Origin of the sequence: Mycobacterium sp. SMC-16 (assembly GCF_046250085.1) — a bacterium.
Taxonomy (GTDB): Bacteria; Actinomycetota; Actinomycetes; order Mycobacteriales; family Mycobacteriaceae; genus Mycobacterium; species Mycobacterium phocaicum.
In genome coordinates, this window is sequence record NZ_CP176427.1 from 2,247,435 (window position 1) to 2,261,097 (window position 13,663).

Annotated in this window: 13 protein-coding genes and 1 tRNA gene; 10 read left to right on the forward strand and 4 right to left on the reverse strand. The window is 65.5% G+C overall.

Going from position 1 to position 13,663, the window contains the following annotated elements:
* The first annotated feature begins 96 nt into the window (after nt 1-96).
* The 3 genes from ACJEIK_RS10840 to ACJEIK_RS10850 are packed head-to-tail and all read left to right on the forward strand — an operon-like array spanning nt 97 to nt 1,914.
* Entirely contained in the window at nt 97-387 is a 291-nt protein-coding gene (locus ACJEIK_RS10840; RefSeq protein ID WP_409430054.1) for a transposase, read from the forward strand.
* Nucleotides 384-1,319 carry an IS3 family transposase gene (locus tag ACJEIK_RS10845; RefSeq protein WP_409430053.1) on the forward strand — a complete coding sequence of 312 codons (936 nt, stop codon included), beginning with the start codon at nt 384-386 and terminating at the stop codon, nt 1,317-1,319. The genes ACJEIK_RS10840 and ACJEIK_RS10845 overlap by 4 nt, the downstream gene beginning before the upstream one ends.
* Nucleotides 1,320-1,377: 58 nt before the next feature.
* Nucleotides 1,378-1,914, forward strand: a complete 537-nt coding sequence (locus ACJEIK_RS10850; protein WP_005110615.1) for an HD domain-containing protein — start codon at nt 1,378-1,380, stop codon at nt 1,912-1,914.
* Between the two features lie 8 nt (nt 1,915-1,922).
* Here the strand turns inward: ACJEIK_RS10850 and ACJEIK_RS10855 are convergent, their stop codons facing one another.
* Both ACJEIK_RS10855 and ACJEIK_RS10860 read right to left on the reverse strand, forming a co-directional pair.
* Nucleotides 1,923-2,390: an NUDIX hydrolase gene (locus ACJEIK_RS10855; protein ID WP_005110618.1), complete on the reverse strand. Its 468-nt coding sequence runs from the start codon at nt 2,388-2,390 to the stop codon at nt 1,923-1,925.
* A 6-nt stretch (nt 2,391-2,396) separates the two neighbouring features.
* Nucleotides 2,397-3,197 (reverse strand): hypothetical protein, encoded by an 801-nt coding sequence (locus tag ACJEIK_RS10860; protein ID WP_005110620.1) that lies wholly within the window; start codon nt 3,195-3,197, stop codon nt 2,397-2,399.
* A gap of 253 nt (nt 3,198-3,450) precedes the next feature.
* Between ACJEIK_RS10860 and ACJEIK_RS10865 the strand changes: the two genes are divergently transcribed.
* The 4 genes from ACJEIK_RS10865 to ACJEIK_RS10880 all read left to right on the forward strand — a co-directional run bounded on the left by ACJEIK_RS10865 (nt 3,451) and on the right by ACJEIK_RS10880 (nt 8,685).
* Nucleotides 3,451-3,795, forward strand: a complete 345-nt coding sequence (locus ACJEIK_RS10865; protein WP_005114273.1) for a hypothetical protein — start codon at nt 3,451-3,453, stop codon at nt 3,793-3,795.
* A gap of 92 nt (nt 3,796-3,887) precedes the next feature.
* A complete protein-coding gene (locus tag ACJEIK_RS10870) occupies nt 3,888-5,333 on the forward strand; it encodes an FtsK/SpoIIIE domain-containing protein (protein WP_064897361.1) in 1,446 nt (481 codons plus the stop codon).
* Nucleotides 5,334-5,337: 4 nt separating this feature from the next.
* Nucleotides 5,338-6,849 (forward strand): replication initiator, encoded by a 1,512-nt coding sequence (locus ACJEIK_RS10875; protein ID WP_079634025.1) that lies wholly within the window; start codon nt 5,338-5,340, stop codon nt 6,847-6,849.
* A gap of 189 nt (nt 6,850-7,038) precedes the next feature.
* Nucleotides 7,039-8,685, forward strand: a complete 1,647-nt coding sequence (locus ACJEIK_RS10880; RefSeq protein WP_070949316.1) for a recombinase family protein — start codon at nt 7,039-7,041, stop codon at nt 8,683-8,685.
* On the opposite strand, the gene ACJEIK_RS10885 is transcribed toward ACJEIK_RS10880, so the two are convergent.
* Nucleotides 8,667-8,752, reverse strand: a tRNA-Leu gene (locus ACJEIK_RS10885). The two genes, ACJEIK_RS10880 and ACJEIK_RS10885, sit on opposite strands and share 19 nt — an antisense overlap.
* Before the next feature lie 75 nt (nt 8,753-8,827).
* Between ACJEIK_RS10885 and ACJEIK_RS10890 the strand changes: the two genes are divergently transcribed.
* The 3 genes from ACJEIK_RS10890 to ACJEIK_RS10900 all read left to right on the forward strand — a co-directional run bounded on the left by ACJEIK_RS10890 (nt 8,828) and on the right by ACJEIK_RS10900 (nt 12,208).
* Nucleotides 8,828-10,159, forward strand: coding sequence for a M20/M25/M40 family metallo-hydrolase (locus ACJEIK_RS10890; RefSeq protein WP_409431461.1), 1,332 nt, complete (start codon nt 8,828-8,830; stop codon nt 10,157-10,159).
* Nucleotides 10,160-10,206: 47 nt separating this feature from the next.
* On the forward strand, nt 10,207-10,731 hold the full coding sequence (locus ACJEIK_RS10895; protein WP_138248670.1) for a YbhB/YbcL family Raf kinase inhibitor-like protein: 525 nt from the start codon (nt 10,207-10,209) through the stop codon (nt 10,729-10,731).
* A gap of 121 nt (nt 10,732-10,852) precedes the next feature.
* Complete coding sequence (locus ACJEIK_RS10900; RefSeq protein WP_409431462.1) at nt 10,853-12,208, forward strand: hypothetical protein; 1,356 nt, start codon at nt 10,853-10,855, stop codon at nt 12,206-12,208.
* On the opposite strand, the gene ACJEIK_RS10905 is transcribed toward ACJEIK_RS10900, so the two are convergent.
* A complete protein-coding gene (locus ACJEIK_RS10905; RefSeq protein WP_409431463.1) occupies nt 12,186-13,655 on the reverse strand; it encodes a WS/DGAT/MGAT family O-acyltransferase in 1,470 nt (489 codons plus the stop codon). The genes ACJEIK_RS10900 and ACJEIK_RS10905 overlap by 23 nt on opposite strands.
* Nucleotides 13,656-13,663: the final 8 nt, after the last annotated feature.

Below are 13,663 nucleotides of genomic sequence, written 5' to 3' on the forward strand. Positions count from 1 at the left end.
CGCGGGTGTCCAGGATCTGCGCCATCAGCCGCGACGGGGCTGCGGCATGGTGGCATTCCCCCAAGACTGTGGAGGCATCAGCTATAAGGAGTAGCGATGTCAGAGAAACGGAAGAAGTACGACCGGGAGTTCCGTGAGGGAGCGGTTCGGATCGTCGAGGAGACGGGGAAGCCCATCGCCCAGGTCGCGCGTGATCTGGGGGTCAACGAGGGCACGCTGGGAAATTGGGTGACTCGTGCCCGTGAGGCTCGCGAAGGCCGCGGCGATGTGACCCGCGATGACCTCGAGGAACTCAAACGCCTTCGCAGCGAGGTCGCCGAGTTGCGGATGGAGCGTGATGTCCTCAAGCGATCCGTGGTCCTGTGGGTGAAGGAGGCGACGAAGTGAGCGTGGCACGCTTCATCGCCGACCAGAGGGCCAAATACCGAGTGCCGCATGCGTTTACGTGCGTTCTATTGGGTGTCAGTGTGTCGTGGTTCTACAAGTGGATCACCCGTGCTGACAATACCGATGGGGTGCATACCGACACCGATCGGCGTCGCGCGCAGTTGGATGCGGCGGTCGCCACGGCGTTCGTCAAGGCCAAGGGGCTGCATGGTTCGCCGCGGCTGATCGCCGACCTGCGTGATTTGGGTTGGGAGGTGTCGGAGAAGACGGTGGCCGACTCGATGCGCCGCCAGGGTTTGGTGGCGCGCCGCATCAAGCGCCGTAATGGGCTCACCAAGCAGGACAAGACGGCACCGAAGTTCCCTGACCTGGTCAAACGGGACTTCACCGCGGCTGCGCCGAACCGCAAATGGGTCGGTGACATGACCGAGATTCCCACCGAGTCCGGGCGGAAACTGTATCTGGCGACCGTGATCGACCTCTATAGCCGCCGGTTGCTGGGGGCGGCCATGGGCCTGCATCCGGATGCCGATTTGGCGTGTGCGGCGATCAAAATGGCTGTGGCCGCGCGCGGTGGCCGCCAGGCGATCTGGCGGGATGAGGAGTCCGAACGGGTCATATTCCATACCGACCGCGGTAGCACCTACACCGCGAATTCGTTCACCAAGTTGTGCCGGCAGTTGGGAATTCGGCAGTCGATGGGCCGGGTCGGCTCGTGTTTCGATAATGCTGCCGCGGAGGCGTTCTTCTCCTCGTTGGAATGGGAAGTGCTGTCCCGCAATCATTTCCGTGATACCATCCACGCGCAGGCTGTGGTTATCGACTGGTGCTACACCTTCTACAATCACCAACGCCGGCACAGTGCCGCCGACGGGCTCTCACCCGTCAACTACGAGATCAGGGAATCCAAGACCAAGCCGGAGGCGGCATAGGAAACCCTCCACGATTTCGGGGGAACCACATGGTGCTGGGGCTCGTAGGCTGGCGGTTGTGAGCGTAGTTTTGGCGCAGCGTGCACGGCGCGAGGCCGAGGCGCGGCTGGCTGAGCAGCCGCGGCGGTTGGCGCATGTCCGGGGGGTCGCGACGACTGCCGAGCGGTTGAGCCGGCGTTTCGATGCTCAAACGGCGGACTGTCTGGTCGCGGCGGGGTGGTTGCACGATATCGGTTACGCACCGTCGGTGCGCCGGACCGGTTTTCATCCCCTTGATGGAGCGGAGTTCGTGCGATCGGCGGGTTTCGGGGAGCTGGTCGCTTCCTTGGTGGCCTTTCATACCGGAGCGCACGCGGAGGCTGCCGAGCGGGGCTTGTCGGGTTTGTCCGCGTTCAGCGATCCGCCCAGCAATGTCCTTGATGCGTTGACTTTTTGCGATCTGACGACTGGACCTGACGGGGCGCCGATATCACCGCGAGATCGACTACGCGACGTGTTGGCGCGTTATGGATCCGAGGACCCGGTGCACCGGGCGGTCGACGCGGGCCGCGACGAATTGTTGGCGGCGGTCCGGCGAGTACGCGACTGGCTGTAGCCCAGCGGTCAGCCGAGGTAGGGGCTGTCGCGGCGTTGCAGGTAGTGCTCGACGCGCAGTCGCATCGACGGATGCATATCCAGGCCAGCGATGTCGTCGGGGGCAGTCCAGGCGATGTCGGTGCTTTCGTGGTCGATGGCGAGGGTCCCGCCGAGCACCGTGGTGGCGAACAGTAGCGAGAATTGTTGGCGCACTTCGCCATCGGTGAACGCGACCACGTGGTGGGGGTTGGTGTAGACACCGACCAGACCCGTGACTTCGACGTCGAGCCCGGTTTCTTCTTTGACTTCCCGCACGGCGGTGTCGGCGATGGTTTCGCCGATGTCGTGTCCGCCGCCGGGTAACGCCCACAGGGTGTTGTCGCGGCGTTTGATCAGCAGAATACGACCTTGTTCGTCGGTGACGATGGCCGAGGCGGACGGAACGACACTGTTGGGCGCCGGGGCGTTGGGGTCATTGTAGTAGTCGGTGCGCATCGGGGGTCAGCCTTTCGCGGTCAGCGGTCTGGCGCGGTTCCAGACCTGGGTGAAAGCGTCTTCGAGGGTGGTCCAGAGCCTTGGCTCATGGTGACGTGACAGAACCAGCACAGGGTTGTTGCGCCCGGGTGAGCCGTAGATGTGGAAGTTGACAATCATGGCGTCATCGACCCGAAAGATCGACGTGTAGAGCGCGGTGTCGTGGGTGCGAATGTCCAGCCCCGGGGTACAGGCGTGAGGGGCGAGCAACTCCACCGACGTGCGGCAGCGGGCGATGACAGCCTCGCCGATCCCTTCCTCCTCACCGCGCAAGATCGTGGTCGCAGTGTCGGGATCCCCGACGAGAAACCGCACCGACACACCGCGGGCGGCGGCGGCGAGCAGGGTGTCGAGGAATCCGTCGAGGGTGTCGAACAGGAACGTGGCCGCGAGCACGAGGATGTCGATGCCGGTGGTGGCGTCGGCGAAATGCTGCTGCCACGTCGTGATCGGCAGCTGAGTACGGCTGGCATACAGGGTCGCGGTGAATGGCCCACCCGCAGACGCTGTTGTCACTGCACGGGCGGTAGCGGCCGGGTACTGCTTGGGCCACAGGTCATGCGGAGTGCAGTCGAGCACCTCGCTGGCGCTGCGGGCGTTGTGTTCGCGAATTCTGTAGTCGCTATCGGCCAGCCAGCGTCGCACCGACTTGATATCGACACCCACCGCGGTGGCGAACCGCTGCGAGGACAGACCTTTGGCCTGTAGCCGCTGCGCGAGGCGATCGTTGGGAGTGATGGCGGCCTCGGTGCCGTCCTGCTCGTCCATCGTGTCAGCGCACATCTTCCCGTGTCGTCCGTATCCATCCTTCAGCGCGTGGTGTCTAGTTTGCCATGCGATTGCCGCCACCCTGCGGCGATAGTGTCGGTGTGATGTCCGTGGGTATGTCCGGCCGTGTCCGAAATGCCCGTGGATGTGTCGGAAATGTCGGCACATGTCTCTCGCAACGTCCGTGATGTCCACGTGAACTGAATCCAGCGCCGGACCGGCGTCAACATCTCACGAAAGGACTAGTAGGACAATGCGTTTGAGAATCGATACGTCTGGAACTCGTTTTATCGTCACCCGCGCTCCGGAGCCACGGCTGAACTTCGAAACCGGCGCCCCGAAAGTCGACACCGCCACCGGGATGCCGATGTACGCCACCCAGGTCCTCGCGCTGGATGACTCCGGCGGCGAAGTACTCAATGTCACCGTGGCAGGAGACCCCAAAGTTACAGTCACGCAGTCTGTTTCGGTGGTTGGTCTGGTGGCCATCCCGTGGGCCCAAGGTGATCGCAGCGGGGTGGCGTTCCGCGCTGATGCCCTCACCCCCGCCACCGCCAGTGGTGCTGCGCCGAGTGAGCAGACACGCCCGCAGAAGTAACCCCAAGCGGGTGTGGGGTGCGGTGAACCGATCACCGCACCCCGCCACCCCGGGCATTGCTGTTGACCACACGCTCACGGAGGGCATCTCTCATGACATCGAACAATAAGAACACCACCAACAGTGGATCAGGCGATGACGACTGGTTCGGAGAACTGGTCATGTCGCTGTTCACCGCAGCCGGGTATGTGCTCTGGTGGGCGGTGCTGTTCCCGGCGATCAGCGTGCCCATCATCGCCAGCCTCGTGCTTGCCATCAGCCACGGCCCACGCGTGGGCCTGATCTGCGCGATCGTGTGCAGTGCCGGGTATGCGGGCTGGGCCTGGCTCCAACCGGGGTCATTTCGCGCCTGGGTGACCGAACCGGTACGGCGGCGCTGGCTCACGTGGTCGCGCTACACCCGCACCTGGGAATCGACCTGCACCTTGCACGGCCTGACGGCCACACTCGGCGGACGCACCCTCACTCCCACCCTGCGCACGGTGACAATCGGTAAAACCACCGATGTGCTGGCGGTGCGCATCGTCACCGGCCAGTCCGTGGCAGATTGGCATAAACAGTCCGACGCGCTGGCCGCCGCGTGGCGCGCCGACCGCATCAGCATCACCGCCACCTCGCCTGGCGAACTGCGCATCACTTTAATGCGGGCAGACGTGCTCGCTGAACCGATCGTCCTGCCCATGCCCGCCCCGGCAACCCCGGTGGACCTGGCGCTGGTGCGGGTCGGGATCACCGAAACGCGGCATTGGTGGCAAGTGCCGCTGCTCGGTCACCATGTGCTGATCGCCGGGGCAACCGGCGCAGGCAAAGGCTCAGTGCTGTGGTCGTTGATCGCCGGCATCGCCCCCGCGGTGAAGACCGGACTGGTGCGGTTATGTGTCATCGACCCCAAAGGTGGCATGGAACTCGGTGCCGGAGCACCCCTGTTCACCGTGTTCACCCACGACGCCACCGACACCACCCTGGAGCTGCTACGCCAGCTCGTCACGGTGATGCACGCCCGGGCGAATCGTCTGCGCGGCCACACCCGACTACACACTCCCACGACGTCGGAGCCGTTGTTCGTGGTAGTGATCGATGAAATCGCAGCACTGAGTGCGTATGTGACCGACCGCAAGGTCCGCACCGAAATCGAACAACTCCTGGGCCTCCTGCTCTCGCAAGGCCGCGCAGTCGGCATCAGCGTCGTCGCCGCGGTGCAAGACCCCGCCAAAGACACCCTGCCGTTAAGGCAGCTGTTCACGGTGCGGATCGGGTTGCGCCTGACTGAAGCCACCCAAACCACTATGGTCCTGGGACAGGGAGCACGCGATGCCGGCGCCGAATGTGACCGCATCCCCGACGCGACACCGGGTGTTGGCTACATGATGGTTGACGGCACCGCCTACGCCCAGCGGGTGCGGGCCTTCCACGTCACCGACCACGACATCACCGCGCTGGCCACTCGCTTCCGCCGACCCCCGAGCCGACCGAACAAGACCCACCAGCCACACAACACCGATACCGGGCACACCGTGAGTGAGGGCAGCGGTGAATAGCTCCATGACATCGGCGCAGCTTGCCCTGCCGGGTGTTCCGGATACAGTTGATACCACCCGAGTGGTCGAGCAGATGGTGCGCCGGGCCGCGTCGATGGGATACCAATCCTGGTGGCGACGAGCAGAATCCGTCGGATTCTGCGCTCACCCCATCCAGCTGATCGGTACCGATGAGTACGGGCGTCAGCGGGTGGTGTGGACGCGGTGCAACAACCGTCGCGCCCACATTTGCCCGTCGTGTTCAGATCTCTACGCCCGCGACACCTGGCAACTCGTGCACGCCGGCGCTGCGGGAGGCCACCACGGCATGCCCACCGCGGTGGGCGATCATCCGCAAGTTTTCCTCACCCTGACTGCCCCCAGCTTCGGGGCCGTCCACACCGCCACGACGTCGGGGGACAAGAAAGCGCAGGTATGCCGAGACCAGCACCGGATCGGCGGCTACCGCCGCTGCCCGCATGGAAAACAATTGTGGTGCAGCATGTCCCATGATCATGGCGACGAGCGGGTCGGTCAGCCGCTCTGTCCGGAGTGCTACGACTATGCCGGGCATGTCCTGTTCGCCTGGCATCTTCCCGAACTGTGGCGACGCTTCACCATCACCATGCGGCGCACCCTCCGCAAAGAACTGAAAGCCACCGGTGTGGATCCGGATGCGGTGCGGGTGAGCTTCATCAAAATCGTCGAACTGCAAGCCCGCGCCATCCCACACATCCACGCCCTGATCCGCCTGGACCCCCAAGACGACCCCGATCAGACCGATTGGGAATCACCCATCGGTGCAGTCGAACTCGCCACCATCATCCAACACGCCGCCCGCACCGTCACGCTCACCATCGACGATCCGACCGCTGATACCGATGCGCGGACGATACGTTTCGGCACACAGATCGACACCCAACCCCTCGCCGCATCCGCAAAACCAGTGAAAAGTGCTCCACCAGAACCAGAACCAGAACCAGAACCAGAACCAGGGTCAGGCTCAGGACGGTCCATGTCTGGCCGGCTGGTGGCACGCTATCTCGCCAAGTATGTCACCAAATCCTTGGTAGACCTCGGAATCAGCGCGCGCCGCCTATCTACGGAAGCCATACCCGACCTGGACGTGTCAGAGCATGTGCGGACCATCCTGACCACCATCAGCGATCTCGCGGACAAAGGACTGTCCGGCATCGGGCGGTGGTTGCACACCCTCGGATTCCGCGGCCACATCACCAGCAAATCCCGCCGTTATTCCACTACCATGACCGTGCTGCGCGAACAGCGCGCCATTTGGACGCGTGAAGAACGCTTGAAAAGCACTGCATACCAATACGATCCCAACTGTGACTTCGCCGGTCGCGATGATCTGGTGGCGTGGGAGTTCGAACGTGCCGGCCTCGGCAGCCTCGGCGATCGCAGTCTCGTCTATTCCGCGGCCCTCCAACGCATCCACTCCCGCCTCATCGGACTGGTAGAAGCACGTCGCCAAGCCCACAACGAACAATGGGATCCGCTAGGGGCAAGCGATGGCTGAAAGATGCCCGACTACGACACATGCTCGCTCCGAGTGTGACGTTCGAGTCGATGCTCCGAACATGTCAGAGGGAGGTGTTGAAATTGACCTGCCGAACCGGTATCGGCTCCCGCGCGAGGCCAACCGCGCGCTGGTAAACGTCATACTGGCTATGCGGGACCGGACGCCTAGATCAGGGAGGGGAGTGGCATGAGCCTCAGGTTCGCCTTCTATGGCCGAGTGAGTACCGAGGACGCCCAAGATCCGGAGGCGAGCCGCAGCTGGCAGAAACGTCGTGCCATCGATCTGATCAGTCCGCATGGCGGCGTCCTCGCCGCCGACTACTTCGATATAGGACAGAGCCGGTCGCTTCCCTGGAAACGCAGGCCGGAGGCTTCACGTCTGCTCGCAGATGTCACTTCTCGTGACCGTGGCTTCGATGCCGTCGTGATCGGGGAACCTGCTCGCGCGTTCTACGGACCGCAATTTGCGCTCACCTTCCCGGTGCTCACGCACTACGGGGTCGGCCTATGGGTGCCTGAAGTTGGCGGAGCGGTTGATCCCGGATCCGAGGCACACGACCTCGTGATGACGCTCTTTGGCGGAATGAGCAAGGGAGAACGTGCGCGAATCCAGATGCGCGTGCGTACCGCGATGTCGGCACTCGCGCAGGACACAACCAGATACCTCGGCGGTCGCCCACCGTACGGTTATCAACTCGTCGATGCCGGCCCGCACCCAAACCCCGCCAAGGCAAGTCTTGGGCAGCGTCTTCACCGCCTGGAGCCTGACCCCGAGACCGCCCCGACCGTCGAGCGGATTTATCGCATGTATGCCGATGGTGCTGGCTTGCGCTTCATCGCACAGCAGCTCACCGACGATGGAGTGCCATCACCGAGCCAATACGACCCGGCACGGAACCGGCATCGTGACCCACGTGGATGGTCCCATTCGGCGATCCGCGCCATTCTCGACAACCCTGCGTACCGCGGTATCCGTGTCTGGGGCAAGCAGGAGAAGTATGAGGTCCTTTTGAACCCCGATGATGTCGCCGCGGGATATGAGACTCGCATGCGGTGGCGCGATCGGGCCGACTGGATCGCACCCGATCGACGCACGCACGAAGAGCTGATCCCTGATGAGCTGGCGCAGGCTGTTCGTCTCCGGATGCAGGCGCGGCGTGGTCCCGGTCGCGTGTGCAGCAGAGAATCGACAGTGCCGTATGCGCTGCGTGGGCTGCTGTTCTGCGCCGCATGTGGACGGCGAATGCAGGGCGCCGCCCGGCCGGGGAAGCAAACAACGCGGATCCTCTACCGTTGTGAGTTCGGCAAGTCACGTTCTGTACCTGTGGACCTGAGTGATCATCCGCGCACCGTCTATCTCCGCGAAGACGCAGTGACAGCGCGACTCGACGAATGGATCGCCACTCTGGCCGATCCAGAAGACCTCGCACGCGGGCAAGACGTGGACCCGGCGGCCGGACCTGGCTACGCCGCCTTGCAGCGCCAGCTGAGCGAGGCGAATGCCAAAGTGGCTGCCTTGATCACCGCCGTGGAGTCTGGCGTGGCCGTTGAGGATCTAACTGCTGCGTTGCGTCAACGTACCGCCGAGCGCGACGAGCTGAGGGCACGCGTTGAGCGAGTGGAGCGGCCCCGCGCCATGTGTGCCGCCGAGATCAGTGAGTTAGTTAAGGAGTTAGGCGGACTGTCGGTCATCCTCGGCGCGGCAACCGGAGCTGAGCGCGCCGAGGTGTACGCAAGCTTGGGCCTGCGTCTCGACTACGACCCGCATCTTCGGCGAGTCACGGCGACTGCCGACCTGAGTCGTGTCGCCAAATGTGTCCGAGGGGGGACTTGAACCCCCACGCCCGTTAATAGGGCACTAGCACCTCAAGCTAGCGCGTCTGCCATTCCGCCACTCGGACCTGCCCAGCCGTCTGGCCGGGCAGCTTAGGCTAACGGATCAAGGTGCCCAGTCCAAAACCGAGGGTGGTACGAATGTGACTGTGACTGCGCCCGAGGATGAGGTCGTCGACCTCGTCAGCTCCCTCATCCGGTTCGATACGTCCAATACCGGTGAGCCGGAGACCACCAAAGGCGAGGAAGACTGCGCCCGCTGGGTGGCCGAGAAACTGCGCGAAGTGGGTTACACCACGGAGTACGTGGAGGCGGGCGCGCCCGGCCGCGGCAACGTCTTCACCCGCCTGCCCGGTGCCGACCCCAACCGGGGCGCCCTGCTGATCCACGGCCACCTCGACGTCGTCCCCGCCGAGCCCGCCGACTGGAGCGTGCACCCGTTCTCCGGCGCGGTGAAGGACGGCTACGTGTGGGGCCGCGGCGCGGTCGACATGAAGGACATGTGCGGCATGATGATCGCCGTCGCGCGGCACCTCAAGCGCAACAACATCACACCGCCAAGGGACCTCGTCTTCGCCTTTGTGTCCGACGAGGAGCACGGCGGGACCTACGGCTGCCAATGGCTCGTCGACCACCGGCCCGACCTGTTCGACGGCATCACCGAGGCCATCGGCGAGGTCGGCGGCTTCTCTCTGACCGTCCCGACCAAGGAGGGCGGCGAGCGTCGCCTGTATCTCATCGAGACGGCCGAGAAGGGCCTGTCCTGGATGCGGCTGACGGCTCGCGGCCGCGCCGGGCACGGCTCGATGGTGCACGACGACAACGCTGTCACCGAGATCGCCGAGGCCGTCGCCAAACTGGGCCGGCACCAGTTCCCGTTGGTGCTCAGTGAGTCGGTCGAGCAGTTCCTGACGGCGGTCTCCGAAGAGACCGGTTACGACCTCGACCCGACCTCGCCGGACCTGGAAGGTTCCATCGCCAAGCTGGGCGGCATCGCGCGCATCGTGGGCGCCACCCTGCGCGACACCGCGAACCCCACCATGCTCAAGGCGGGCTACAAGGCCAACGTCATCCCGGCGACGGCAGAGGCCATGGTCGACTGCCGCATCCTGCCGGGCCGCAAGGAGGCCTTCGAGCGCGAACTCGACGCGCTGCTCGGTCCCAACATCACCCGTACCTGGGAACGGGACCTGCCCAGCGTGGAGACCACGTTCGACGGTGACCTGGTCGACGCGATGAATGCCGCGATCCTGGCCGTCGACCCCGACGCCCGCACGGTGCCCTACATGATGTCGGGCGGCACCGACGCGAAAGCGTTTGTGCGCCTGGGTATCCGGTGCTTCGGCTTCGCGCCGCTGCGGCTGCCGCCCGAGCTGGATTTCGCCGCGCTGTTCCACGGGGTCGACGAACGGGTACCCGTGGACGCACTACAGTTCGGCGCCAAGGTCCTCGAACACTTCCTGACGCACTGCTGACCGACCCTGCCCGCCACCGAAGTTTGACCGCCGAAAGGACTCGCATCATGACCGCTTCGCCGTATGACAACCTGCCGCAGCTGCCGACCTTCACCCTGACTTCGACGTCGCTGACCGACGGCGGCCCGCTGGCCAACGCTCAGGTCAGTGGCATCTTCGGCGCCGGGGGAGAAGACGTCTCGCCGCAGCTGAGCTGGTCAGGCTTCCCGGCCGAGACCCGCAGCTTCGCCGTCACCGTCTACGACCCCGACGCCCCGACCGCGTCGGGCTTCTGGCACTGGGCCGTCGCCAACCTGCCGGCCGACGTGACCGAGCTGGCCGCCGACGCGGGCAACGGCGACGCCCTGCCCGGGGGCGCCATCACCCTGACCAACGACGCCAGCCTCAAGCGCTTCCTGGGTGCCGCCCCGCCGGCCGGTCACGGCCCGCACCGGTACTACATCGCGGTGCACGCGCTACCTGTGGAAAAGCTGGACATCCCCGAGGACGCCACCCCGGCGTTCCTGGGTTTCAACCTGTTCATGCAGGCCATCGCCCGGGCCGTCATCCACGGCACGTACGAGCAGAAATAGGCCGCTCGCGCCGATTCGCGACCACCTATCACCCGACCTACTATCGGATCGAGGCCGGCGGCAGCGACCCCGCCGGTCTACCGAAGCGAGGGGGCCATCGGCTTTGTCCACACCTACCCCGGTGAGCAAGCAGTCGACACCGACGGATCAGGACCGCCTCGACTACATCGACCAGGCCACCTTCCTGTCGTACCGGGCCAATGGCCGGGTCCAGGTCGGCATGGCGCTGTGGTTCTACGAGGGACCGGTGGACCTCGACGGGTTGCGCCGGTTCAACGAGAACTTCGGCAAGGGGATGGTGGCGCGGTACATCGAGCGCTCCCCACTGCCGTTCGGCCGTCATCGTTGGGTGGCCGAGTCAGGCCCGCCGCGGCCGGTCGACGTCGCCGAAACTCCCTGTCCACGTTCAGGACTGAGCGACTGGCTGGAGGAGCGTGCCCAGATCCCGATCGATCCCGAGCGCGGGCCGGGTTGGCACCTGGGGGTGCAGCCTTTCACCGATGGCTCGACGGCGGTCGCGATAGTGCTCTCGCACTGTCTGATCGACGGCAGCGGCTCGGTCGTCGCGTTCATGGACGCGGTCCTGGGCAACGAGCGCGACCTCGGCTACGAGCGGCCGCGATCACGGACCCGTCTGCAGGCGATCCGTTCCGACCTGCGACAGACCTTCAGGGACCTGCCGGAGGTCCGGAGGACGGTCAAGGTCGCCGCCAAACTGGCCCGAGAGCGGCGCGGCGAGATGACGGCAACGCCGCCGACGGGAGTTTCTGCCTCCGGTGACGAACTCGTGCACGTGCCGTTCGCGTCCGCCATCATCGACCTCGATCACTTCGATGCGCGTGCAGTAGAACTCGGCGGAAACGGCCATTCACTGGTCGCGGCGTTCGCCACGCGACTGGGCGTACGGATGGGCCGCCAGCGTGCGCGGGACGGCGCCATCTCGTTGATGGTCGCGATCAACGATCGCGCGTCGCTCGAGGACACCAGGGCCAACGCGATGACGTTCACGACGTTCACCGTCGAACCCGATTCGGCCACAACCGATCTCACCGAGCTCCGCGGCGAGATCCGCAACGCACTGCGCCGCGCCCGGGAGCAGCCGGACGAATCCTTCCAACTGCTGCCACTGACGCCGTTCATCCCGCGGCGGGCGGTCCGCCACACTGCGGCCATGGTGCTCGGCGAGCTACCGGTGACCTGCTCCAATGTCGGCGACGTGCCGGAGCTGGTCGGCCGTATCGACGGCGTCCGCCAGGCCGATTACGTGATCTGCTGGGGTGTCGAGCAGAACGTCAAGAAACGCGACATCGAGCAGCCCGGCGGCCTGCTGGTGGTGACGGCCCTGCGCCACAACGGCAAGGTCACCCTGGGCGTCGTGGGCTATCAGGTAGGCGCCGAGAACACCAAGGCCGTGCTGCGCGAGCACGTGCAGCAGACCTTGGACGAACTCGGTGTCACGCCGCTGGAGGTTTACTGACCGCGGCCGTCAGCTCCGCCAGGGAGCCCCGCACCGCGTCGAGCAGAGGCCACGGATCGTCGAGCTGCTCGCGGTCGACCACGATGCCGAATGCCAGCTCGTCACGGTAGCTGAACACCGTGATGTTCAGGCCGACCCCGTGCAGCACACCGGAGATCGGGAACTGCGAAAGCTGCTCGGCGCCTGCGCAATACAGCGTCGTGGGTGAGCCGGGCACATTGGAGATGGCGGCGTTGACGGCCGGCTGCAGGAACGACGCGCCGTGGCGCAGCGCGGTCCCGGTGGCGCGGGCGAACAGCGCGGGCGGGATGAGGTCGTTCGCGTCTTCCAGCAACGACGCCGGCAATGTCCGATGCCGCTGTTTGGCGGCGGTCATCGTGGCGCGCGCTCGGTGGAGCCGCTGGACGGGGTCGGGCTCGTCGGTCGGCAGTTCGGCCATCATGACCGAGACCCGGTTGCCGAACGTCCCGATCTGTTCGGGCGTCCGGACCGACACCGGCACGAACGACAGCATCGGTCCATCGGGCAGTTCGTCGTGCTCCGTCAGCCATGACCGCAGACCCGACGCGCACATCGCCATCACGACATCGTTGATGCTGCAACCGAAGTGGTCCTTCACGGTCTTCACCTCGGCCAGCGACACCGAACCGAACGCCACGCTGCGATGCTGCGAGATGGGCGCCTGGAACCTGGTCCGCGGTGCGACGAGGTCGGTGCCTGCGGCGGCGTCGCTACGTTCCAGGGCGGCCTTGGCGGTCCGGCTGTGCCGGGCGATGGTGTTGACGCCGGGCACACCGCGCAGGGTCGGGACCTCGTCGAGGTGCGGCAGCGCGCGCAGCGCGGCGCGGATGGACCGCAGTGGGTACTGCGACGCGTTGAACAGGCCGCGCCCGAGCAGGTCGATCTGCGACGGCTTGCGCCCCGGTTCCGGCGTCACCGATTGCTCGATGACCTGCTCTTCCGGGGTGTCGTCCAGCAGGACCCGCAGCACGTCGGCGCCGGACACGCCGTCGACTGCGGCGTGGTGCATCTTGATCAGCAGCGCGACGGAACCGTCGGCCAGGCCGCTGATGACGTGGATTTCCCACAGCGGCAGCGACCGATCCAGCGGCCGGGCGATGAGCTCGGCGACGTGGTCGGCGAGCGCGCGGTCGTCACCCGGCGCGCACAGCGCGGATTCCTGGACGTGGTAGCTCAGATCGACGTCGCCGGAGTCGTCCCAGTAGGGGTGGTCGAGGTCGAACGGCACCCGGACCAGGCGCCAGCGGAACGGCGGCAGCAGCGGCAGTCGCGCGGCCACGAGGTCGCGGATGAGGTCTGCGGTCAGTGCGCGGCCGTCCGCGGTGGTGGGCGCGTAGGTGCTCAGCACGCTGACGTGCCCGTGTGCGCGCCCGTCCTCCATCGCCAGGAACTGGGCGTCGAGGCTGGTCAACTTCCGGTAGGTCATGGCCGGTC